Origin of the sequence: Faecalicatena contorta (genome assembly GCF_022835095.1) — a bacterium.
GTDB lineage: Bacteria > Bacillota > Clostridia > Lachnospirales > Lachnospiraceae > Faecalicatena > Faecalicatena contorta.
Genome location: NZ_BQNQ01000001.1, coordinates 4,414,472 through 4,438,545, shown reverse-complemented (window position 1 = coordinate 4,438,545; position 24,074 = coordinate 4,414,472). Strand labels below are relative to the sequence as shown.

Here is a 24,074-nt window from a genome sequence, read left to right as displayed (position 1 = left end):
CCAGCGAGCGGAGCGTTTCGTTATCTGCTCAAATCGTTCAGCAGGCGTGATTTTGTGTCATAGAGCTTCTGGGATAAATCCACATAAACGCGGTGCGGATAGAAGAGCCGCTTAGTCTCGTCCCAGAGCGTCTCTTTTTCCTGACGGCAGTAATGGGCGATCTCCATAACCGTTGGTGAGCTGTATACGCATTCACCGTGGATGAATACAGGCTTTAAGATCTCTCTCATGGTGTAGCTGCCTCCGGGAAGCCTTGTTTTCTTCCAGGTTGCATTGGGGTCAAATAATAAAAGTTCTTCTGAGGTGTCGTATGTCTCATCGGCAAAACAGATCAGATCGGCGCGGATTTTGCCCGTCTCTTTATCATATACACGGTAGATGGTTTTGTTGCCTGGATTTGTGATTTTCTCCGTATTCTCTGAAATCTTGATCTTGGGTATGAACTCTCCTTCTGCATTTTGAATTGCGGCGAGTTTATATACTCCGCCGAAAGAAGGACAGTCCTTGGAGGTGATCAGGTTAGTGCCCACTCCCCAGGAGGTGATGGCTGCGCCCTGCATCTTCAGGTCGTGGATCAGCAGCTCGTCCAGGTCATTGGATGCCGCAATCACTGCATCGGTAAAGCCGGCGGCATCCAGCATCTTGCGGGCCTCCTTGGATAAGTAGGCAAGGTCCCCGCTGTCCAGGCGGATGCCGTAGGATCTGGGGTGGATTCCTTCCTCGCGCAGCTCCCGGAATACACGGATGGCATTGGGGACACCGGATTTGAGCGTATCGTATGTGTCCACCAGAAGCGTGCACGCGTTGGGGTATAACTTTGCATATTCTTTAAATGCAGTGTATTCGTCTTTGAAGCTCATGATCCAGCTGTGGGCGTGGGTACCCATGATGGGCACGTCAAAAAGTTTGCCGGCCAGTACGTTGGATGTGCCTACGCAGCCGCCGATCATGGCCGCTCTAGCGCCGTAGAGTCCTGCATCAGGGCCCTGGGCGCGCCTCAGCCCAAATTCCATAATTCCGTCGCCCTGTGCTGCAAATACGACGCGGGAGGTCTTTGTTGCAATCAGGCTCTGATGGTTGATTATATTTAATATGGCAGTTTCAACAAGCTGGGCCTCCATAATGGGCGCGATTACTTTAACCAGTGGTTCTTTTGGAAAAATAACCGAACCCTCCGGGATGGCGTAAATGCTTCCGCTGAAATGGAACCCGCTCAGATAATTCAGAAAGTTCTCGGTGAATATTCCGAGTCCTCTCAGGTAATCTACGTCTTCATAGGAAAAATGCAGATTCTTGATATAGTCTATAACCTGTTCGAGTCCTGCCATAATGGAATATCCCCCTTTATTGGGATTGTCCCGGAAGAACACATCGAACACAACAGTTTCATTTTCCTGAGTTTCAAAATATCCCTGCATCATGGTTAGTTCGTACAGGTCTGTCAGCAATGTAAGATTCTGAGCACTCATATTAATCTCCTTAAATTCAAGTGCGCCTTCGCGTAACCGCGGCGAGGCGCACGTCATGTTTTCAGCATTTAGTATACCACATGTGAAAAAAAAGTAAAAGAAAAGCAGACTTTTTTCTGAAGCATCACGCGCTGACAGTTCCCTTTCTTCCCCATGCCAGTATCAAGAAACGGCGTTCAATACGCAAATTTTGACCTTGCGGCTATCCATTTATTTCGCGCCTCCATCCGCAGACAAGTCTAAAGCTTTTCAACTATTTTCCGTTATGCAGGTTTTCACGGTATATTGTAGGACTGACTCCGGTTTCTGCTTTAAAGGACTTACTAAAATGGAAAGGATCTGTGTAACCTACAGCAAGTGCTATGTCATTGACAGGCAATTCTGAATTAGCTAAAAGCTGCTGTGCAATTGACATGCGGTAATTACGAATATATTTGCTGGGAGTAAGCCCTTTATGCTTGTTAAATATTTTGGTCAGATAGGATGAGGAAAAACCAAGATGTTCTGATAAAATACTTAAATCCAAAGGAGAGGCGTAGTTTTTTTGGATATAATTTATTACAAGCTGGACAATTTCTCCGGTGGTAAAGTCTTTTGGATTCTGACTCAGATGAAAGTGCTCTGTTTCAGACAGCATGTCCTGTTTTAAGTGGGTTAGAAGACTGGATAGTTCCTCAGTATCGACTGGCTTAAGTAAATAGTCTGCAACACCGAATTGGATGGCTTTTTTAGCATAATGAAAATCATCGTAGCCGCTAATAATGACGCATCTTAATAAAGGAACATTATGTTGGGCTTCTTGAATTAGACGAAGTCCATCCATGACCGGCATCCGGATATCGGTAAATAAAAATGAAGGTCTAAGTTCCTGAATCTGGGAAAGGGCATCTTCTCCGTTGTGAGCGATGGCTACGACTTGAAAAGATGAGTTGCACCGCTCAATATTTTTTGCGATATTCTTTGCAATTAACCGTTCATCATCGACAACGATTACAGGAAACTTATGATTCGTCATATATACTTCCTCCCAGTGTAATGGTAGCCCCGCCTTCTATATTATTACGAACGCGGAAGATATGGTATCCTTTATAAAACAGTTTAAATCTGATATAGATATTTATAAGCCCCATCCCATTAATTTCAAGAGATGGAAGCAGGCTGGTTCTGTCTATTTCCTTGATTTGCTCTTCCAGAGAGTTGATTACTTCCTCAGTAAACCCAAGACCATTATCTGAGACAGAAACTTCCCAGTACGTAGTTGTAACCCTTCCGGCTATTTTGATTTTCCAAGGCGCTTTTACTGAAGAGGTTAAATATTTTACTGAGTTTTCTGCAAGAGGCTGTAAACAAAGTTTTGGAAGGCGGATGGACATCATTTCTTTTGGTATGTCAATGGAGTATTCTATGTCGTCTTCGTAACGCATCTGCATACATTTCAAGTAGTTTTCAGTATGGTAGGCTTCATCTTTTAGCGGAACAAGCAGTTCTTTGTCAGAAGATATGTAACGGAGAATTTTGCTGATTGTCTGACACATTTGGATAATTTCCTCGTTCATGTTCTCTTCGGCCATGGACTGAACTGTTGCAAGTGAATTATAAAGAAAATGTGGATTCATCTGGCTTTGCAACGCGAGCATCCGGGAGTGCATCTCCTGATTCTGAATAAGGATTTCGTGTTCCATAGATAATTGTGCCTTTTTCTGCATATCAATCAAAGCGTCATAGAGTGTATTAAACTCGAGAATTCCAGTGTTCACAGAAACGAGATCGGAGACTCTGCTTTGGGAAGCGGGGCTGAGTTGGAAGCTCTTTATCTGCGAATATATTTGCTTTATCGGTGCGGAAATAGATTTGGAAACGAGATAAGCAAGCAGCAGCGCAATGCAGGAAAACCCAATAAATATCAAAATATTTTTCTGGATATACGACCAAATAGGCGCATATAAATCACTTTTTTCTATGGCAATCACGGTTGTAAAACCATTGCTTTCCGAAGTCTGATAGAAAACATTTTTATTATTTCGAAAGGTATGAATGACGGTATCGGTTTTACTTTCCCGACTTGGTTTACGAATCAAGCTGTTATAATCCGCTGGAGTAGCAGAAGAGGTATATACACAGTTTTGGGAGGAGTCATAAATATATAAATCCTCTCCGTATGAACTGGATATGTGCTCTATTTTTCTCTTTAACTCGGCAGAAGTCTTCTTTACTTCAATAATTCCAATGGCGTTATTGTACTGGTTGTAATACATGGTATAAAAGGACAGGCAGTCAGCTCCGCCTTTATAACTAAAGAATGATGCCAAACGAGGAGCTTCTTCCCAGAGATATATTTTCTTATGAGGAGAAGAATTCAACAGGGGGAACCAGGCGGCATTCGTAATAGATTCCTGAGAAGTGCTTGTATCTAAGCCTACGCCAAAGGTGCCTTCTGTAAAAGAATGGAGATAAATCTGGCTGGCAGGCTGTTCTGGCCCGATTATGGCGGTCAGAATATCAATTAGGATTTTTGTATTTTGGATATCATGATAATCAGCCATGTCAGTATCAGAGGCCATACTGTCGTGTTCCAGATATGTCAGAAAGTGCTTTTCCACCAATGAGGAATAGGAAATGTTGTTTGCCAGTGTTTTTAAAGAATCTGTTTCGTTTTCGAGATATGAAGAAATATTTTTCACGTTTTGTGTGATAAGCTGGAAGGATTCTTTGTTGATGCGCTGAGTTTGGGTTACCGCAAAGATTAGCATAATACTGAAAAAAACGATGATCAGCATAAAAAAATATGTAAAAATCAGAGTGGATTGTATTGTTTTAATTTTCGTTTTGTTACTTCTTATCATGATTAACATTCCTCACTATAAGTAAAAAAATAACATGTGAAATAGTCAGATTATACATTCAATTTTTATTGCTGCCATTTTAGAATAAATGTGAAAATATAAAAAGTCAAGAGGGAGGGACAAAATGGATTGTTGGAAGAGGCGCATAGAACAACTTAACAGGCATGTAATACATGTACAGTATATAAAGGGAGAAAAGGCGGGCAGAATTATGGAAGGGATCTCGTCATCACAGAATCAGGGAGAGAATGTGGTTTCATGGAATGAAAAGGAAATTTGTTTTGGCAGACATCAAATATGCTTAAGAGAAACAGGATGTGAGTTCCAAAAGATAGAAACCTTTCATTTTGTGCCAGAGGGCACACCGGTTTATGAACAGGTGGAAAGCGCAAACGGTACGGTAACGGTACTAAAGAACGGTGTAAAAAAATTTGATAAATATATGCATCAGATCCGGCTGACGTTTGAATCATCAAAGGATGAGATGCTGTTTGGCCTGGGCCAGCATGAGAACGGGACATATAATTATAAAGGAAAAACAGAATATTTGTATCAAAATAATATGAAAATTTCAATTCCTTTTTTGATGTCTACAGACAACTATGGAATTTTAATAGATACGGAGAGCAGCCTGGTATTTGAAAGTAAGGACACATTGATGACCTTCCTGATTTATGCAGAAGAACAACTGTCTTACTATGTAATTTTAGGAGATGATTTTGACGAAATCATCTATCATCTCAGAGAACTTACGGGACGCGCATCCATGCTGCCACGATGGGCGTTTGGATATATGCAGTCAAAAGAAAAGTACAGTTCTCAGAAAGAATTACTTGAGACGGGGGAGCGTTTCCGCAGGGAAGACATTCCGATAGACTGCCTGGTTCAGGATTGGTGCACCTGGGAAGATAAAAAATGGGGGCAGAAGACGGTAGATAAACATAGATACCCTGATCTGCCCAGGATGGTGAGTCAGCTTCATGACATGCATATTAAGCTGATGGTGTCTGTATGGCCAAATATGGATGCAGGGACAGAGAATCATTCAGAATTTGAAAAAAATGGAATGCTGCTTCCGAACTCTAATTTATATGATGCGTATAAGGAGAAGGCCAGGGATATTTACTGGAAACAATGCAGTGAAGAGTGGTTCCGGGCCGGGATTGACGCATGGTGGTGTGACAATTCAGAGCCTTTCACAGCATCCGACTGGTGCGGTGCGGTAAAAAGATCCGAGAAGGAACGTTTTGAGATCATTATGAAGGAGGCACATAATTCGGCTCCATGGAACCAAGTGAACAGCTATGGGCTTTGGCATGGAAAGGGGATTTATGAACACTGGAGATTACAGTGCCCGTCAAAACGAGTAGTCAATCTCAGCAGGTCGACTTATATTTCCGGACAAAAATACGGTATTATTCCGTGGTCAGGTGATATCACCGCCAAGTGGTCTACAATGAAAATTCAGATTGCTGAAGGGCTGAACATGTGCATGACAGGAATGCCCTATTGGACGCTGGATATTGGCGGATTCTTCACAGTACGGGATAAGTGGGAAAACCGTGGATGTAATATGGCGGGAGATCCAAATCCACTCTGGTTTTGGGACGGCGATTACAATGACGGTGTGAAAGACGCGGCATATTGTGAGCTTTATACCAGATGGCTTGAATATGCTACATTTCTCCCGATATTCCGTTCTCACGGGACGGATACTCCAAGGGAGCCCTGGAATTTTGGCCAAAAAGGGACCATATTTTACGATGCAATTCTAAAATTTATCAGACTACGTTATCGCCTGCTTCCGTACATTTACTCATCTGCTGCAGCAGTGACAAGAGAACACAAAACAATTATGAGGAGCCTGCTTTTTGATTTTAAGCAGGATAAAAGAGTGTGGGATATTCAGGACAGTTACATGTTTGGAGATGCATTCCTGGTTTCCCCAGTAACTCGGCCTATGTATTATGAGACGGGCGGTAAGGCATGTGATTGTCCAAGGAAAGAAAAAGAAGTATATCTGCCGCAAGGGACAGTATGGTATAACTATTGGACAAAAGAAAAATATGAGGGCGGGCAATGCGTGAACTGTGAGACTCCAATTGATAAAATTCCTCTTTTCGTCCATGCCGGCGCGATCATACCGCTATCCGGAGATATTGACTATGCCGATGAGAGACAAGGGAAATGTAACGTAATAGAGGTATATGATGGAGCGGATGGAAATTTTTCTATGTATTTTGATGCAGGAGACGGTTATGCATATGAAATAGGTGAGTACTGCCTCGTGCGGCTGGAATACCGAAATAACGAGAAGAGCTTGTATTTGGCAAATGCAGAAGGCAGTATGAGAGTGCGGGAGAGATTACATATTCGTTTGATTTCAAGTGAAAAAGTAACGGAAGTTCAAGTGGTTTATAAAGGAGAGAAAAAGAAAATCAATTTGTAAAGAGGTAAAAAAATAACATGTGTAAGGGAGGATATTTACATTCACGAAAGGAAACGCAATGTCTATAATAAAAACATGAAAGAAAATCTCAGATATGGGATGGGAAAGTGAGGAGGAAATACGAATGAAAGCAGTAAAAAAAATGTTGGCACTGGGAATCACAGTATCAATGCTGGCAGGCATGGCAGGATGCGGAAGTGAAAAGTCGAAGGAAGTAAAAGAGGAGGACTCAAAAGATGTAACGCTGACGTTTATGGCCAGCCAGGACTGGGTGCAGGATGCAGAAGTTGAGCTTGGCAAAAAATTTACGGAAGAGACAGGCATAAAGGTGGATTATCAAATTGTTCCAGCTGATCAGTATACAAGCCTTCTAATGACTAAGCTCAATACAGGAGAATGTACGGATATCTTTGGATCCCAAGGTGGGAAATTTGATATTCAGACACAATTAAATATTGCGAAAAATGGTGTTGATTTAAGTGGAGAATCATGGGCAGGAAATGTTGATGAGCTGGTTGCGGCAGAAATCTCTGCAGATGGTAAATTGTATGGACAGCCAATGAATGACTTGTCAAATGTTTGGGCAGTAGCCTATAACAAGAATATTTTTAAGGAACTGGATCTTGAAATTCCTACGGATTATGCAAGCTTTGATGCGGTATGCAAGAAGATCTTAGATGCCGGTATTACGCCAATCTATGAATGCGTATCGGATGGATGGCATCACACATTATGGTTCCCGGAATGCGCTATTGCGGCTGAGACTGCCGAGCCTGGACTTGCAGAAAAGCTGAATGCAAATGAAGCAAAGTTTGAAGGAAATCAAACCATGGTGACCATATTAGAACAAATGAAAGATATGATAGACAAAGGCTACTGGGGACAGAATTATATGTCTAATGCATATGTAGATACGGCAAAAAATATCGCATCGGGAGAATATGCGATGACAATTGCCCAGCAGGGACTTGGACAGGAAGTGAATGCGGCGGATGCTGAATTTGACGCTGAGGATATCGGATATTTTGTAATGCCTCTAGCAGACAATCAAAAATTGAATGTGAGTCCGGTTGGTCCTACAAGATTTGTTTATTCAGGATCCAAACATCAGGAAGAAGCAAAACAATACCTTGAGTTTATGGCAAGAGAAGAAAGCTTGGCTTTTATGACAGAAGAGGTGGCCAGATTCAATAAACTGCCATTTAAAAATGCGCCCTCCGGATATTTAGACAGTGTTCAGGAGTTTCATGACAGATATTCTGAAGAAGATACCGTATATCAGGTGGCGGTCAAATATGTAAATCCACAGTGGAATCAAATCGGAGCAGACTTATCGGCAATGTTTCTTGGAGAAGTAACACCGGAGGAATTACTAAAAAATATTGATAAAATGAGAAGCGAGCAGGCGGCGGCAGCGAACGATGAAGCTTGGAAATAAGTTTTAAAAAGGCTGGTAATTTATTACCAGCCTATATTTAAAGGGCGAGGTATAAAGATATGAATAAGAAAAAACTTTATCCAATACGATTCGCGATAGGCGCAATTCTAATATACTCCGTATTATTTGTGATACCCGGAATCATAGGTATTGGATATTCATTTACAGATTGGTCGGCTTATTCTGATAAATTAAATTTTGTGGGGCTGGACAATTTTAAGGTTATCTTTTCAAAAGATGAGAATTACATGAAAATATTAGGAAATACATTAGAGTTTACGTTTGTGACAACTATTTTTAAAAATGTATTTGGTTTAGCGCTGGCCGTTCTAATGACAAAAGCGGTAAAACTATTGAATTTTCACAGAGGGATTATGTTTATGCCTTCTGTATTGTCAACATTGATTCTTGGTATGATTTTCTCATCTATATTAGATCCTGCGAACGGTATTTTGAATCATTTTCTCCGGATGATTGGCCTGGACTCTCTGGCAATGCAATGGCTGACTTCTGTGGATTGGGCATTTCCTTCGGTAATGGCAGTTGATATCTGGCGGGGAACTGGTTATATTATGACAATTTTGGTGGCAGGTTTACTTTCCATTTCGGCTGAATACTATGAAGCGGCAAGCATTGATGGAGCAAACGGATGGCAAAAATTCCGTTATATTACGTTTCCGTTGCTTTTGCCTACCCTGACGACAACGACAGTGTTGAATGTAATCTATGGATTAAAAGTTTTTGACATGGTTTATGCACTGACGAATGGCGGGCCTGGCAAGGCGACTACGGAGGTGCTGTATACGGAAGTATTTAAACGTTTTGGCACGGGACAATATGCAATTGGGACTGCGTTGTCGTCTGTGATGTTTGTTTTTATGGTCGTGATTGGATATTTTATGATTCGAGTGATGACAAGAAATGAGGTGCAGGAATAATGCGGATGAAAAAAAAACTAAGTGCGATTCTTACAAACGTTATTGCCTGGGCTATTTCTGCAGTATGTATGATTCCGCTTTTACTAATTCTTTTTAATTCTCTCAAAAACAGCAATGCAGCATCGGACATGAATTTGAAACTTCCGGGGTCAATCGAGTGGAGCAACTTTTTGAATGTAATTGAAAAAGGGAAATTAGGGGCCTCCTCTTTTGCGAACAGCATTCTTTATTCTGTGTGCAGTGTAGCAGTCTGTGTATTACTGGCAGCAATGGCGGCCTATGTTCTCTCCAGAAATGGGTCAAAGTTTTACAGAGTAATCTATATGTATCTTGTGTTAGGAATTACGATGCCAATTAATTACGTTGCTTTGACAAAAGTTATGATGTTTTTACATATTAACAATACAAGATTAGGGATTATTCTATTGTATGCGGCTATGCAGCTGCCATTCTCTGTTTTCCTAATACATGGATTCGTAGCAAGAATCCCCAGAGAACTGGATGAAGCGGCAGTCATAGACGGCTGCGGATCAACACGGCTTTTTATATCAATTATTTTACCATTGTTAAAACCGGCTTTGGCAACAGTAATTGTCCTTACATTTTTAAATACATGGAATGAATTTGTATCACCGCTGTATTTTTTAAGCAGCTCTGATAAATGGCCGATGACGCTGTCTATATATAATTTTTTTGGCATGTATTTCAAGGAGTGGAACTTGGTATGTGCAGACATCCTGTTGACAAGCCTTCCGGTAATTCTGGTTTATTTAGCCGGACAGAAATACATTGTATCCGGTATGATAGCCGGCGCGGTAAAAGGGTAGGTGCATCCGGAAATATTTTATATATGATTGAAACATTTACAACGAAAGATTAAGGTGAGAAAATGACAAGCAGAGAACGCATTATAAATGCTCTTTTAGGAAAAAAGTGTGACAGAATCCCATATTCCCCATTTTTGGCATATTGGTGGGAATCCCAGGACGATAAGCTGACAAAGAAAGGCCAGCTTGAATTTTTAGAAAGTATAGGGGCAGATCCACTATTTAGGGGATATTATCCCCTTTACGGTAAAAACAGCGAAAATATTTTATTATTTGACAGGCATATAGAGGATTGTGAAATAAGAACAAAAGTGTGTGGCAAAGAGAAACAGGTTACATATCATACATCAAAAGGTGATTTGACATTTGGATATCGTTTTGTAAATGAAGGGAATACGTGGTTTTTAGTGGATCATCCTATAAAGGAAGAAAAGGACTTTTTGCTTTTGAAGTATATTATGGATTCCACCTGTCTTAAAGCTAATTATGAAAAATTTGAGCGGGAGGCAGAAAAGCTGGGGGAAAGAGGTTTACTATTACCCATTATTTGTCCTGAATTGAAGTCTTCCTTTCAATCACTCATAGAACATTGGGCAGGAACGGAGTCTATCGTATATTCCTTAGTAGATTTTCCGGAAGTTGTGCAGGAAACGTTAACCTCAATGTATAGAGTATCAAGAGATGCCGCAGAAATTGCAGCCGGGTCCTCCTCCCAGTTTTTCCTTTCATGGGAGGATACATCTACCACAAATATTTCACCTCAATTCTATAGAGATTATATATTGCCGGAGATAAATATGTGGTGCGATATATTGCACCAAAAGGATAAAAAATATATTCAACATGCCTGTGGGGAATTGAATGCTTTATTGGAGGATATTGCTCACTCCAAAATAGATGTCTTAGAATCAGTTACGCCGGCCCCAACAGGAAATGTTGAAATGCAAAGAGTTCAAAATATATTACCGGAACATATTTCTATTGTCGGAGGAATAGAACCCACTCAATTATTACAATTGTCAACAAAGGAGGTTGTAAGCCAAGCGGCTGAACTTGTGAATATTATGAAAGGGAGGGGGTATATTCTTTCGAATAGCGACAGCTGCCCGCCGGGAGTGTCAATTGAAAAATTGAAGGCTCTATCAGAGGTCTCAGCAATAAATCGGAAAAAGTAAATTTTTATCATTGAAGCGCTCTGTAGAATGTAGTAAAGTGGACTCTAAAGAAGGTTTTACATATTAAAGAGGAAAGAGAGTTATGCTGCTATGGAGTATTTCTGGATTGTTCTGCCCAAAATGGGCGGATTCCTGCTCTTGGTTTTGATCGGGTTTTTGGCGTCCAGGTTAGGGGTTGTAAAAAGGGAAGCGCTGACTTCTATTTCGGGGTTTTTAATTAAGATCGTGCTGCCGGCTTTGGTTGTCTCTCTGATCTGGGAGAACCACACTACAGTATTTTCCCTGCTTTACTATGGCCGGATTGTGTTATGGCAGATCGGTGCATATTTGTTGCTGGCCTGTGTGGGACTTCTGGCGAGCCGGATATTTAAGCTGCCGGGTACCGTGAGAAATGTATTCTGCGGCTGTATGGTGGGCGGTAATTTTGGGTTTCTGGTGATTCCCCTGATTTTGGCGCTGTTTGAGGAGACGGGAGGGGACAAGTATATACCGATCTGCTCGGTTGTGGATACGGCAGTGGTATGGACACTGGGCCTGCTTTTGTTTCTCGGCCGCAGCGGGAGACGGGAAAATATCTGCAAGAAGGTAGTCACCACACCTATTTTTATTTCTATTTTCATTGGTCTGGCGCTGACCACATTTTCTGTTCCGGTCCCGGCACTGGTGATGGATGTTGTAACCGCTGTGGGAGATACGAGCTACAGTTGGGGGCTGATTTACCTGGGTTGCAGTATCGGCTTTATGAAATTTGGCGGTATATTGCGGTATAGATCGGTACTGCTTCTGGCCGCTTGCAAGCTTGTGGTTGTGCCGGTGATTGTGTATGTTATTGCATCTCGGTTTCTGCCGCAGATGGAGAGTCTCCTGCTGATGTTGATTACCGGGGCACCCACTATGACTTCCTCCAGTATGCTTGCCAGACAGTACAAGCTAAATGAGGATTATGCTTCTGCAGCTGTGGTGGTAACAACGCTGCTCTGCATGGTGACACTGCCACTGCTGTTTTTGAATACAGCGTTTTAGAGTGTGTTTATAAATAGCTTGGCGTAAGATGCCGTCTCAGTTTGCAGCAATGAATTATTATACACGCTGCGGGGCGGGATTAGGATTTGCCTGTCAAAAGAAGGTTAAGGAGTACAGATGAAGATCAGAGTGCGTGATATAGAAGAATTATGGAAGGACAGATTTGCCGCACTTGTCGCAGGCAGAGGGGGACTGGACCGGATTGTGGAGTTTTACGATATGATGGAGCAGCCGGATATTAAACCCTGGCTCAGGGAGAATCTCCTGGTGATTACAACGGGATATGCGATCCGCAATGACAAAAAGGCGCTGCTGAATCTGATCCGGGATCTGCGGGAGGTCAATGCATCGGCGCTGGCGATCAAGACGCGGTTTTTCGATGAATTTCCTAAAGAAGCCCTGGCTCTGGCTGATGAGTGTGAGATTCCGCTTTTTTTCCTGAATAATGACGTCGGGTTTATTGAGGTTGTGTATCCGGTTATGACGGCGATCGTGGAGGCGAGAAATCAGCTCGAGATGTCCAGCCGGTACCGGATTGGCACTTACAGCCAGATGGAGATGAACGGGAAGTTATTTTTGGATCTGCAGAGCGGCAAAATTACACAGGCGGAGGAAGCGGAGCAGCGGGTGAATTCTCTGAGCTGGCCGTTCCCACCGCTGCGTATGATATTAATTCAGACAGAGCAGAATCCGCGTATGGCTGCCGCTCAGGAGAAAGATATGGAGAGCATTTACCAGATGATGAAAGGGGCCATGGAGCGGGCAGGTATCTGGGGGGCCGGTATTGTGCGCCAGTACCAGTACATCTGTATTATGAAGGATGTGGAGGAGGAAAAGGCGGACAGCCTCTGTTCAACGATGGTTGAAAAGATCTGCAGCATGTTGAAGTACCGAGTGGCAGCCGGGGTATCGCAGCAGTTTTACGATTATCTGGAACTGGGGGCGGTTTATAAGGATGTAAAAGATGTTTTCCGTATCCGGGAAAAAAAGGGGCTGTCCGGAAATGTCCTCTGGGTGGAAAAGCTGAGATATGAGCAGATTGTGATGCATATGGCACAACAGCGGGAAGTGCGGGCATTTGTACAGGAAAAGCTGGCGGCCCTGGAGATCTATGACCGGGAACATGAGAGCCATCTGGCGGAGACGCTGGAGATGCTTTCTGCATGCCGGGGCTCGCGCAAGACAGCCGCGGAAAGGCTGTATCTTCACCGGAATACGATGTCTTACCGCCTGAACCAGATCGAGGAGGTTTTGGGGTGTGACCTGAGTGATGCCGGACAGCTGGAGGAACTGGGGTTTGCCTGCAGGGTGAAAGAATACATGTGATTGTGCACTGTGCACAAAAGATAGACGCAGATTCGGTACCGGTGAATAAGGACTTTAGCGGTTTGACGTGTTATACTGATAGAAAGAGCCAATGTAGGAGATGTATGCATTGGCTTATATCTTATGAAGGAGCAGCGGGAATGGTTAAAAAAGGAATTCGTTTGACAAAAGAACTTTTGGATGCAGCGCTTGCCGGCGGAACGATTTTAGGCGGCGGGGGCGGCGGAGATGCGAAAAAGGGGAGGAAGTTCGCAGAGATTGCGGTGGATTATGATGATCTGCGCCTGCTTCCCATTGAGGCCGTGGATGAGGATGCTGTTCTGCTGACGGCTTCTCTTGTGGGAGCGCCTAATGCTGCAGAGCAGTATATGGCCGCAAAGGATCTGGTCCGCACGGTGGAGATTTTAAAGAAGAATTGTGACTTTACGGTCGGCGGCATTATCACAAATGAACAGGGTGGAGAGGCGACTGTTAATGGCTGGCTTCAGGCCGCGGTACTGGGGCTCCCTGTAATCGATGCCCCCTGCAATGGCCGTGCCCATCCTACTGGCGTGATGGGAAGCATGAATCTGCACAAGCAGGCGGACTATCGGACCGTACAGGCATGTGCGGGCGGCAATCCGGAGGCGGGCAGCCGCGTGGAATGTTATTTTGAAGGGACGATTGAGCATACGTCCCGGCTGGTGCGTATGGCGTCCATTGAGGCCGGCGGACTTGTGGCCGTGGCGAGGAATCCGGTGAAGGCTTCCTATGCCAGGGAAAACTGTGCGCTGGGCGGTGTCAGCCATGCAATTGAGACAGGTAAAGCATTTTTGGAGGGCTTGGAGCATTCGGTGGAGGCAGCTGTGGAAAATGTGTGCGGATTTCTGGGCGGAAGGATTCTGGCAAAGGGAAAGGTAGATGCATTTTCGATAGAAACCACGGGAGGCTTTGACGTGGGGTATGCCTCGGTGGATGGATGTGAACTGACTTTCTGGAATGAATACGCGACGGCGGAGAAAGACGGGGAACGTCTGGCGACCTTCCCGGATCTTATTATGACGGTCAATGCCGTGAGCGGCGAGCCTGTGACAACGGCCATGATGGAAACTGGTCTGGACGTTTATGTGATTGCGGCCAACCGGGAGAATCTGAAGCTCGCGCCTACGATGTTTGAGCCGGAACTTCTGCGGGAAACGGAAAAAGTGATTGGGAAAAACCTGGTATCATATCTAGTATAAGACAAGCTAATCGCCTTGCTGGTTCGGTGAAAATGATTTTCCAAGAGTGCAGATGTAAAAACGCTGGCGTAGTGGGGCTACGCTGAGGCTTTTGTATCTGTGTTATCGGAAAATCAGGCCAGTAAAACAGTAAGGTGTTTAGATTGACTTATACTAGGGCAGCATAGCGGCAGAGAAGTAAGAATTCATATTATAAGGAGGACAAATTTATGTTAATGAAACAAATTATCGATGCCTACGAGGTACTGGACAGTGCTTATGTGACGGGGAAGAAAGTTGAGGAGTATCTGCGCACAATACAGCCTGATGCGGACATCACCGTATATGAGCTGAAGGGACCCAAGGGGACTACGGATATGCTGAAGGTCAGAATCCCAGGAAGCAATGGCAAGATAAAGGGCGGCAGTGCGCCGACGATTGGTCTTCTTGGCCGGCTGGGCGGGATTGGAGCACGTCCGGAGCGCATCGGCTTTGTATCGGATGGAGACGGTGCCCTTGCAGCAGTTGCCCTTGCGGCTAAACTTCTGGATATGCAGAACAAAGGGGATGTGCTGGACGGGGATGTATTTATTTCCACCCATATCTGTCCGAACGCGCCGACTGCACCGCATGATCCCGTGCCTTTTATGGGTTCACCAGTTGAAATGTCCCAGGTAAACAGAGAAGAAGTATCCGACGAGCTGGACGCCATCCTGTCAGTAGACACAACAAAAGGCAACCGCGTCATCAATACAAGAGGATTCGCAATCTCACCAACCGTAAAAGAAGGGTATATTCTCCGCACATCCGAGGATCTGCTGGACCTGATGCAGATCACAACCGGCAGGCTGCCATATGTATTTCCGCTGGCGACCCAGGACATCACGCCTTACGGCAATGATCTGCACCACCTGAACAGCGTACTCCAGCCATGTACCGCAACAAATGCTCCTGTAGTAGGAGTCGCAATCACCGCGGAGACCATGGTGCCGGGATGCGCGACCGGGGCAAGCCATGCGTCAGACGTAGAAGAAGCGGCGAGATTCATGCTGGAGGCGGCAAAGGCATTTGGGCGCGGACAATGCAAATTCTATGACGAGGAAGAGTATGCACGGATCCAAAAACTTTATGGACCGATGAAACATCTGCAGACGCTGGGAGCAGAGTAAAAAGGGGTCTGACCCCTTTGCAGTCCATTTTCAGAATATTCTTAAAATTTAGATGCGAAGTTATTATATAATGCAGGAGGTGCACTGGATGAAGATAGGTGCGGTTACGATAGGACAGGCCCCCAGGGTGGATGTGACTGTCGATATTATGGATATATTTGACGGAAAAGCTGAGCTGATACAGGCGGGCGGACTGGATGGCCTTACGAAGGAAGACATTGCTGAGTTTGCTCCCGGGGAGGGAGACTATGTACTGGTGTCCCGGCTGAATGACGGGAGTTCTGTGACGTTTGCAGAACGCCATATTCTCCCGAGGCTTCAGGAGGCGATGAATAAGATGGAGGAAGAGGGCTGCCGTCTGATTATGATGTTTTGCACCGGCAGTTTCCCGGAGACTCTTACAACAAAAAGTATACCTGTAATTTATCCTTGCGAGGTTCTGGACAGGCTTGTTCCTCTGATGAGCAAAAAATCCAGTATTATCTGTATGACGCCGTCTCCGCTTCAGATTGAGCAGACGGAGGAGAAGTGGAGACACTATGTGAAAGAAGTGAAAGCTGTAGCGGCTTCACCGTACGGCGATTGGGAGACTTTGGAAAAGGCCGCCGATGAAGTAAAAGATATGGATGCTGATCTCATAGTTCTGGACTGTATCGGGTATACTCAGGAAATGAAAGAGATGTTTGCCAGGAAGACGAAAAAGATGGTAGTTCTGCCGAGGACACTCCTGGCGCGTGTGGTATCTGAACTGACTGATGCTGCGGAATAAATCAGAAGACAGGGAGACAGAGAAGAAATGAGTGAATTAGTAAAAATAGCGGAGGGCGTCCTGATATCTTGTCTGGATGCAAAAGCCGGGGAGGCTGTTTTAGTTGTGACGGATGACAGCCGGAGAGAAATCGGGGAAGCGCTTTACGAGGCATCCAAGAATCTGGGTTGCGAGGGCATGATGCTGGTCATGAAGGAGAGGGAACTAAGCGGGGAGGAGCCGCCCAAAGCAGTAGCGGAAGCAATGAAAGGCGCCGATATCGTGATAGCACCGACGGCGAAATCACTGACGCACACCAACGCCCGGATTCAGGCGGCGGCAGCGGGCACAAGAATCGCGACGATGCCTGGTATCACGAAAGAGATGTTCAGCAAGGGAGCGATGACTGCAGACTATACGAAGGTTGAAAAACTGACGGATAAGATCACTGCAATGCTGACCAGGGCTGACACGGCCCGCATAGAAAAAGACGGAAAGGTTTTGACAATTTCATTGAAAGGCCGTGATGGAGTGCCAAGCCCCGGTGTCTATAAAGCGCCTGGAAAATGCGGGAATCTTCCATCAGGTGAGGCGTATATCGCACCGTTGGAGGACGGTTCTGACGGAGAAATGATAATTGACGGTTCTATGGTTGGCATTGGCAGGCTGGATGCCCCGCTTCATATGGTAATCACGGACGGAAAACTGCGGTCTGTTACAGGGGAGAAAAGTGAAAACCTGGAGGTACTGCTCAAAAATGAAACCAACGGAACTCTCTGTGAACTGGGGATCGGAACCAACGAGGCAGCCATTTTGAATGGTATTATTCTGGAAGACGAAAAGGTATACGGAACGGTTCATATTGCATTTGGAACAAACACTTCATTCGGGGGAATGAATAAGGCAGAGTGCCATATGGATGGAATCATATTGAAACCCACCCTTTATCTGGATGATGTTCAGGTGATAAAGGAGGGCAAATTTACAAACACACTTTAAGAAAAGCTGCGGGAAGGATAAGTCTGGCGGGAGCGCTGAAGGCGGAAAGAACCGGTCTGATGCACGCCCGCTTTTTGAGGAGGAAGAAGCATGGGAAGGTTTAAGGTAGGATTAATACGCGTCCTGACGACAGAAGACCAGGACGTGCTGCAGGCACACGGCAAAGTAATTATGGAAAATTTCCCTGGTATTGATGTAGAGACAAAATGCATTCCGGATCAATACGAGGGAATACATAACGACGAATTATGTGAACTGGCCATTCCAAAAATTGTAGAGACAGCGAAAACATTTACAGACGTGGATATGTTTATCGTCAGCTGTGCAGACGATCCGGGCGTTGAAGAAATCAGAGAGGCGATCCCAGGAATCCCGGTTACCGGCGGAGGCGAGACTACGGTGGCCCTGGCGTTAAAATATGGCGATAAAGTAGGCGTGCTGGGCATCACCGACTATGCACCCAAGGCTTATGAGAGGATGCTGGCTGGAAAGATGATACTTGGTAAGCCGGACGGAGTCGACAGCACGCTGGATTTGATGACGCCGGAAGGACGGGAGAATACCATCAAAAAAGGAATAGAGCTGAAAGAGCAGGGCGCCCAGGTTATAGCGCTGGCGTGCACAGGCCTTGGCACCATAGGCGTGGCAAAAGAGCTGGAAGAAGCAACGGGGCTGCCGGTGATAGACCCGGTCATAGCAGAAGGAATGTTTGCCTATTTCGAAAAAATTCGCAGAGGGGTCTGACCCCTTTGCAAAAGGGTCAGACCCCTCCGAAGTCTCTCTGAAAATAATGAGGTGCTGTTGACGACAGCACCTCTAATTTCATTCAATTGATTATGACACGATCTCTGCATTCTTAATAATTGTTTCCTGTATGATGTTCTGTACGTAATTCCCAATATGTTTTTTATCTTCTTTTTCCAGCTGATCTGGATAGATTGGCTTTCCGTATTCGATCACGACATGGACTTTGCGAATCCTGGGAAATTGTTTCTCGAAAATGGCACATGTATTATTCATGGATACTGGTACAATAGCACAGTTTGTTTTCGTAGCGATCTTAAAGGCGCCGTCTTTAAACGGGAGCATACTTAGTTCTTCCCCATTGTTGCGCGTTCCCTCTGGAAAGATACAGATGGAAATCCCCTTTTTTATGTAGTCGATAGCCTGTAGAATGGTCTTTAACCCCTCTTTTGGATTTTCGCGGTCCAGGAAGATGCAGTACAGATAGCGCATCCATGTGGAAAGCAGCGGAATGTGCTCCATCTCTTTCTTGGCAACGTATCCGGTCAGCCTTTTACAGCGGGAGTAGGTCAGCAGAATATCAAAAAAACTGCGGTGGTTGCCGATGAAAAGCACCGGTTCGTCGGGAACATTCTCCTCCCCGATGACGGTGGCGCGGACGCTCGTCATTTTTAAGATAACTTTAAATGCCCACTGCACGAGCCGAAGAGAGCTGTAGTCCCTTTTTTCGCGGTTGAATTTGCCGATCACCCATTCCACGAAGAAGATCGGAATGGAAAGAATTAAAAATGTAACCAGGAAGATTACAATACAGATAAATCTAAACATCAGGAAATACCCTCTTTTCTGTTCTTGTCTATGTATTTCTCAAACCGGTGTTAACACGTACCGAATCCAGAATACCATACCCTCCAATTATACAAAAAGCCGCTTCAAAAAACAAGTAATGTACAGAATATAATTCTGTAAAAAATTAGTTTGAACATTATTCACGGCTTATGAGCCGTACAGTATGGTATAAGTCCCAGAGAACAGTAACTAGTAATTGTCTAATACTAGTTTGTTACTATCCATACTTCGGTCAAATAACATACAGTTTATCAATAAATCTATACAGATGACAAATCCCACCAAACGAATCAATACACCGCCCTCGTAAAAATGCCTCCCCATAAGCCAACCTTCCCCCAAAAAAGCATTTGGCACAGAATCCAGCAGAAAGAGAATATTCAGGACACTTGAATAATATGATAATAGAGAGAATATACCGCGGGGATTGGATATGAAGAGAAAAATGATGTATCTGGCGGGATTTTTGCTTGTGCTGATGCTTACGGGATGCATATCGCGCCCACAAAAGACGGAAAAGCTGCGGGACCTGGATTTTACCGTTATGGATAAGGAGAAAGTGCCAAATGAACTGAAGACGGCGATTCTGGAAAACAGGGACCTGCCATTTAAGCTGACATACGCAGACCAGGGGTATCTGTATATTGCGGAAGGATACGGGCCGCAGCCCAAAAGCGGGTACAGCGTAGAAGTGACGGGACTTTATGAGACAGAAAATGCCATTTATATACATACGAATCTGCTGGGGCCGGAAAAGGGAGAGAAAACAGAAGAGGTAACTACCTATCCCTATGTGGTAGTCAAACTGGAATATATTGAAAAAAATGTGATTTTTGATTAGAGGAGGATGTATATGGAACTGATTAAGAAACAGGTGCACTACACACAGGAGGGAAAACGGACTTTTGACCAGTTTTATCTGGATGAGGATTACAATGTCCCCGATGCGAAGGAGGATGTACAGCAGATTATCCAGGGAAGCGGCACGGTTAAAATTGAGGATATTAAGCTGGTTGAGAATTACATAAGGATTTCGGGCAAATTGTATTTTCAGATACTATATGTCACTGCAACTGGAGATCCGCAGCCCGCGGTATTAGAAGGCAAGATTCCATTTGAAGAGATGGTGTATACGGATGGCGGAGAAATGGAAAGCTATTTTATACAGAATATCCGCGTGGAATTCACGGTATCTCTGGTACATTCCAGAAAACTGAGTATCCGTGCAATGGTAGAGATGGAGATTGGCCGGGAAAAGCTGGAGGACGAAGAAACCACAGTGGATATCGACAGCCCGGTTCCGATTTACAAAAAAATGAAAAATGTAAACCTCCTGGAGCTTCATACCACCAAAAAGGACACCTACCGGATCAAGGAAGAAATTACGCTTCCTGGAACAAAGGAAAGCGTCGGGCAGCTGCTTTTGACGGACGTCAGCAGCAGGAAGCTGGAGATCCGCCTGGGTCAGGATGAGATGCAGCTGAAAGGGGAACTCCTGGTGTTCTGCATGTATCTGTCTGAGGATGGGAAGGCAGACTGGCTGGAACAGAGCGTCCCGTATGAAGGCAGGATCGAATGCGGCGGCGTGGAGGAAGGCATGTACTATTATGTCCACAACAGCCTGGAGGATACCCTGATGGATGTCCGCATGGATGAGGATGGGGAAATGCGCATTCTTGGGATAGAGGGGACTCTGAATTTGAGGATGAACATTTATCAGGAGGAAGAAATCGAACTTCTGGAGGATATGTACTCCCTGGAGCAAAACTGCGGATTTGAGACGAGAGAGGCGGTCTATGAAGAACTCCTTGTACAGAATTATTCGAAATGTAAAGTAGCGGAGCGTCTATCCCTTCCGGAGCTAAAAGACGACGTGCTGCAGATCTGCCACAGCGACGGCAGCGTGCAGATCGAACACATGGAGCTGGTAGAGGAAGGAATCCAGATCGAAGGCATTCTGCACATTTCCTTCCTTTATCTGAAAGCGGATGATGCAATGCCGTTTGGGGGCTGGCAGGGAATGGTGCCCTTCTCCTATCTGTTGGAATGCCCGGGAATGACGGAAGATGTGCGCTATAACATCTCCTATCATGTAGAGCAGCTTTCCGTCAATCTGGCAGGAAGTGAGGCGGTAGAGGTGAAGGCTGTGCTTGCCTTTGATACATTTATGCGCAAGCCCGTTCCCATGCAGGTAATTACGGATGTGGAGCTGTCCCCGGTTTCGATGGAAGAGATGGAAAAACGGCCGGGAATCGTAGGCTACATTGTAAAAGACGGAGATGAGCTCTGGACGCTTGCAAAGAATTATATGACCACCATAGACGGTATCAAGGAAATCAATGAATTGGAATCAGATACCATAAAACCGGGTGACAAATTGTTGATTTTTAAAGAAAATATGAGTATACTGTAGGTATAATGTATACAAGATACAATTTGGAGGACACAGGATGAAACAGATCGCATTAAAGGCGCTTGCCAAAATCAATCTGGGACTGGACGTACTGGGGAGAAGGGCGAATGGATACCACGATGTACGCATGGTGATGCAGTCAATATATCTGTATGACGATGTGAAAATAGAGCGGACGGAAAAGAAGGGGATCGAGGTCAGGACGAATCTGTATTTTCTTCCCACGGATGAGAATAATATTGCATACAAAGCAGCGGCTATGATGATCAGGGAGTTTGCAATTCAGGAAGGTGTTATTATTACGCTGGATAAACATATACCGGTGGCAGCAGGTATGGCGGGCGGCAGTTCCAACGCCGCCGCCGTGCTTTTTGGAATGAACCGGATGTTTGGCCTGGGCCTGTCCCAAAAAGACCTGATGGAAAGAGGCGTGAAGCTGGGAGCGGATGTGCCCTACTGCATCATGCGCGGCACCGTACTGGCAGAGGGGATCGGGGAAGAACTCACGGTGCTGCCTGCCATGCCGAGATGCACGGTTCTTGTTGCCAAGCCGGCGATTAGTGTATCCACCAAGGTCGTGTACGAGGCGCTGGATGCAAAAGAGATCCTAAAACATCCGGATATCGAAGCCCTGATAGCCGGTTTAGAACAAGGAAGCCTTCCGGACATCGCAGCTGCCATGGGAAATGTGCTGGAGGATGTGACGATCCCCATGTATCCGGTCATTGAAGATATCAAGAATGAAATGAAAGCGGCGGGAGCGCTCAACGCGATGATGAGCGGCAGCGGCCCGACCGTATTCGGCCTGTTTGAGAACAAGGCGCAGGCCAGAAAAGCGCAGGATAAGATCAGAGAAAAAGCACTGGCAAAGCAGGTGTATGTGACGAACATACACGGTGCGAGGAGGATAGAATATGGAGCCTAAATATGAAGTGACTATGAACGAATACCTGCCTTTGCGGGATGTGGTGTTCAACACGCTGAGACAAGCCATTCTGCGGGGCGAGCTAAAGCCGGGAGAGCGTCTGATGGAGATCCAGCTTGCGAATAAGCTGGGCGTAAGCCGTACACCGATCCGTGAGGCAATCCGTAAGCTGGAGCTGGAAGGCCTTGTACTGATGATCCCGCGCAAGGGTGCCGAAGTTGCGGAAATCACGGAGAAGAACCTGCGAGATGTCTTGGAAGTAAGAGGGGCCCTGGAAGAGCTGGCGGTACAGCTGGCCTGCGACCGGATAGACAAAGAGGGAATCCGGAATCTGAAAAAGTCTGCGAAGGAATTCGAAGCCGTCCTGGACAGCGATGATATCACCCAGATTGCCGAGGCAGACGTAGCGTTTCATGACGTGATCTATATTGCCACAGATAATACAAGGCTGATCCAGCTACTGAACAACCTGCGTGAACAGATGTATCGGTACCGTGTGGAGTACCTGAAGCAAAAAGAATGCCACCCTAAGCTTCTGGCGGAGCATCAGGACATTATCCGGGCCATAGAGAATGGGGAAAGAGATAAAGCTGCGAAAATCACAAGCCAGCATATCGATAACCAGGTGGCGGCGGTGACCGATATACTGCGTCATAAATAAGTATAAAAACAGTGGCGGTGTCGGACAACAAATTATATATACTATATATTGCTGTTTGGCCGCATAGCCTGCAAAAATATCTTGTATATAGATTTCATTTCCCGACAGTTCCATTGTTGTATAATTCTGAGATTTCTGTCAATACTCCTTTTATCAAACAGATCTGACACATCTGAAACATGGAAGGAGTTACATATGGATCGTACATTTCACATAGAAAGACAGACAAACAGAATTATTTTAATGCTCGCGGTCATCATCGCGACTCTGATTACGGGGTTTGCCGTCTGGCGTGTGCAGCTGACCGCTCAGGCCAAGACGCAGGAACATCTGGCTCAGGAGGTTCTGCGGTTTCACATTCTTGCAAACAGCGACAGTGAGGAAGACCAGGCCCTGAAAATGGATGTCAAGGAACAGGTTCTGGCCTACCTGAAAGCCGCAATGCCGGAAGGGATGAATGTGGACGAAACAAAAGAATGGATGCGCAGGCATACGGATGAACTGGAAGAGACTGCCAGACAGACGATCTTGGCGCAAAACAAAGACTATCCCGTCAGCGCCGCGGTGACGACCTGTTATTTCCCGGATAAGACATACGGGGATGTGACGTTTCCGGCGGGGAATTATGAAGCGTTAAGAATTGAGATCGGCGCAGCAAAAGGACATAACTGGTGGTGCGTACTGTACCCGAATTTGTGCTTTACGGATGCCACAAATGCAGTTGTGCCGGAAGAAGGTAAAGAGGAATTGAAGAGCGTGCTGACAGAGGACGAATACTCCCAGGTGACGGCACAATCAGACTTTAAGATAAAATGGTATTTCCTGGAGCGTTTTAAATAACAGAACGGCCGGCGTCACAGGGACGGCACAGAGCCCGAA

At 45.3% G+C, this 24,074-nt stretch carries 21 protein-coding genes; 17 read left to right on the top strand and 4 right to left on the bottom strand.

The window, feature by feature from the left end:
- Positions 1-20 precede the first annotated feature (20 nt).
- The 3 genes from MWG26_RS19880 to MWG26_RS19870 all read right to left on the bottom strand — a co-directional run bounded on the left by MWG26_RS19880 (position 21) and on the right by MWG26_RS19870 (position 4,312).
- Positions 21-1,469, bottom strand: coding sequence for a nicotinate phosphoribosyltransferase (locus MWG26_RS19880; protein WP_025655890.1), 1,449 nt, complete (start codon positions 1,467-1,469; stop codon positions 21-23).
- A 253-nt stretch (positions 1,470-1,722) separates the two neighbouring features.
- Positions 1,723-2,484 (bottom strand): response regulator transcription factor, encoded by a 762-nt coding sequence (locus tag MWG26_RS19875; RefSeq protein ID WP_025655891.1) that lies wholly within the window; start codon positions 2,482-2,484, stop codon positions 1,723-1,725.
- On the bottom strand, positions 2,471-4,312 hold the full coding sequence (locus tag MWG26_RS19870) for a sensor histidine kinase (RefSeq protein ID WP_025655892.1): 1,842 nt from the start codon (positions 4,310-4,312) through the stop codon (positions 2,471-2,473). Before MWG26_RS19870 ends, MWG26_RS19875 begins: the two co-directional genes overlap by 14 nt.
- Positions 4,313-4,436: 124 nt before the next feature.
- Here MWG26_RS19870 and MWG26_RS19865 point away from each other — a divergent pair, with 124 nt between their 5' ends.
- From MWG26_RS19865 to MWG26_RS19810, 12 genes are all read left to right on the top strand, one after another.
- Positions 4,437-6,761, top strand: coding sequence for a glycoside hydrolase family 31 protein (locus MWG26_RS19865; protein WP_025655893.1), 2,325 nt, complete (start codon positions 4,437-4,439; stop codon positions 6,759-6,761).
- A gap of 124 nt (positions 6,762-6,885) precedes the next feature.
- Positions 6,886-8,199, top strand: a complete 1,314-nt coding sequence (locus tag MWG26_RS19860) for an ABC transporter substrate-binding protein (RefSeq protein WP_117440593.1) — start codon at positions 6,886-6,888, stop codon at positions 8,197-8,199.
- Positions 8,200-8,258: 59 nt separating this feature from the next.
- Positions 8,259-9,137, top strand: coding sequence for a carbohydrate ABC transporter permease (locus MWG26_RS19855; RefSeq protein ID WP_025655895.1), 879 nt, complete (start codon positions 8,259-8,261; stop codon positions 9,135-9,137).
- 5 nt (positions 9,138-9,142) lie between these two features.
- Complete coding sequence (locus MWG26_RS19850; protein ID WP_309295993.1) at positions 9,143-9,964, top strand: carbohydrate ABC transporter permease; 822 nt, start codon at positions 9,143-9,145, stop codon at positions 9,962-9,964.
- Between the two features lie 62 nt (positions 9,965-10,026).
- Positions 10,027-11,139, top strand: coding sequence for a uroporphyrinogen decarboxylase family protein (locus MWG26_RS19845; RefSeq protein WP_025655897.1), 1,113 nt, complete (start codon positions 10,027-10,029; stop codon positions 11,137-11,139).
- 90 nt (positions 11,140-11,229) lie between these two features.
- Positions 11,230-12,162: an AEC family transporter gene (locus MWG26_RS19840; RefSeq protein ID WP_025655898.1), complete on the top strand. Its 933-nt coding sequence runs from the start codon at positions 11,230-11,232 to the stop codon at positions 12,160-12,162.
- Positions 12,163-12,279: 117 nt separating this feature from the next.
- Positions 12,280-13,488, top strand: coding sequence for a PucR family transcriptional regulator (locus MWG26_RS19835; RefSeq protein ID WP_025655899.1), 1,209 nt, complete (start codon positions 12,280-12,282; stop codon positions 13,486-13,488).
- A gap of 140 nt (positions 13,489-13,628) precedes the next feature.
- The gene (locus MWG26_RS19830; protein WP_025655900.1) at positions 13,629-14,708 is read left to right on the top strand and encodes a DUF917 domain-containing protein; all 1,080 of its coding nucleotides are present in this window, start codon (positions 13,629-13,631) and stop codon (positions 14,706-14,708) included.
- Between the two features lie 209 nt (positions 14,709-14,917).
- Positions 14,918-15,856, top strand: coding sequence for a DUF1177 domain-containing protein (locus tag MWG26_RS19825; protein WP_025655901.1), 939 nt, complete (start codon positions 14,918-14,920; stop codon positions 15,854-15,856).
- Between the two features lie 88 nt (positions 15,857-15,944).
- Positions 15,945-16,625 carry an AroM family protein gene (locus MWG26_RS19820; protein WP_025655902.1) on the top strand — a complete coding sequence of 227 codons (681 nt, stop codon included), beginning with the start codon at positions 15,945-15,947 and terminating at the stop codon, positions 16,623-16,625.
- Positions 16,626-16,652: 27 nt separating this feature from the next.
- Positions 16,653-17,603 (top strand): aminopeptidase, encoded by a 951-nt coding sequence (locus MWG26_RS19815; protein WP_025655903.1) that lies wholly within the window; start codon positions 16,653-16,655, stop codon positions 17,601-17,603.
- Positions 17,604-17,693: 90 nt separating this feature from the next.
- Positions 17,694-18,347 carry an aspartate/glutamate racemase family protein gene (locus MWG26_RS19810; RefSeq protein ID WP_025655904.1) on the top strand — a complete coding sequence of 218 codons (654 nt, stop codon included), beginning with the start codon at positions 17,694-17,696 and terminating at the stop codon, positions 18,345-18,347.
- 90 nt (positions 18,348-18,437) lie between these two features.
- On the opposite strand, the gene MWG26_RS19805 is transcribed toward MWG26_RS19810, so the two are convergent.
- Positions 18,438-19,175 carry a lysophospholipid acyltransferase family protein gene (locus MWG26_RS19805; protein WP_025655905.1) on the bottom strand — a complete coding sequence of 246 codons (738 nt, stop codon included), beginning with the start codon at positions 19,173-19,175 and terminating at the stop codon, positions 18,438-18,440.
- Positions 19,176-19,629: 454 nt separating this feature from the next.
- On the opposite strand from MWG26_RS19805, the gene MWG26_RS19800 reads away from it, so the two are divergent.
- From MWG26_RS19800 to spoIIR, 5 genes are all read left to right on the top strand, one after another.
- Positions 19,630-20,037 (top strand): protease complex subunit PrcB family protein, encoded by a 408-nt coding sequence (locus MWG26_RS19800; protein ID WP_025655906.1) that lies wholly within the window; start codon positions 19,630-19,632, stop codon positions 20,035-20,037.
- 12 nt (positions 20,038-20,049) lie between these two features.
- Entirely contained in the window at positions 20,050-21,609 is a 1,560-nt protein-coding gene (locus tag MWG26_RS19795; RefSeq protein WP_025655907.1) for a DUF3794 and LysM peptidoglycan-binding domain-containing protein, read from the top strand.
- A gap of 37 nt (positions 21,610-21,646) precedes the next feature.
- Entirely contained in the window at positions 21,647-22,534 is an 888-nt protein-coding gene (gene ispE / locus MWG26_RS19790; RefSeq protein ID WP_025655908.1) for a 4-(cytidine 5'-diphospho)-2-C-methyl-D-erythritol kinase, read from the top strand.
- Positions 22,524-23,195, top strand: coding sequence for a GntR family transcriptional regulator (locus MWG26_RS19785; RefSeq protein ID WP_025655909.1), 672 nt, complete (start codon positions 22,524-22,526; stop codon positions 23,193-23,195). The genes ispE and MWG26_RS19785 overlap by 11 nt, the downstream gene beginning before the upstream one ends.
- Before the next feature lie 195 nt (positions 23,196-23,390).
- A complete protein-coding gene (spoIIR, locus tag MWG26_RS19780; RefSeq protein ID WP_025655910.1) occupies positions 23,391-24,035 on the top strand; it encodes a stage II sporulation protein R in 645 nt (214 codons plus the stop codon).
- Positions 24,036-24,074: the final 39 nt, after the last annotated feature.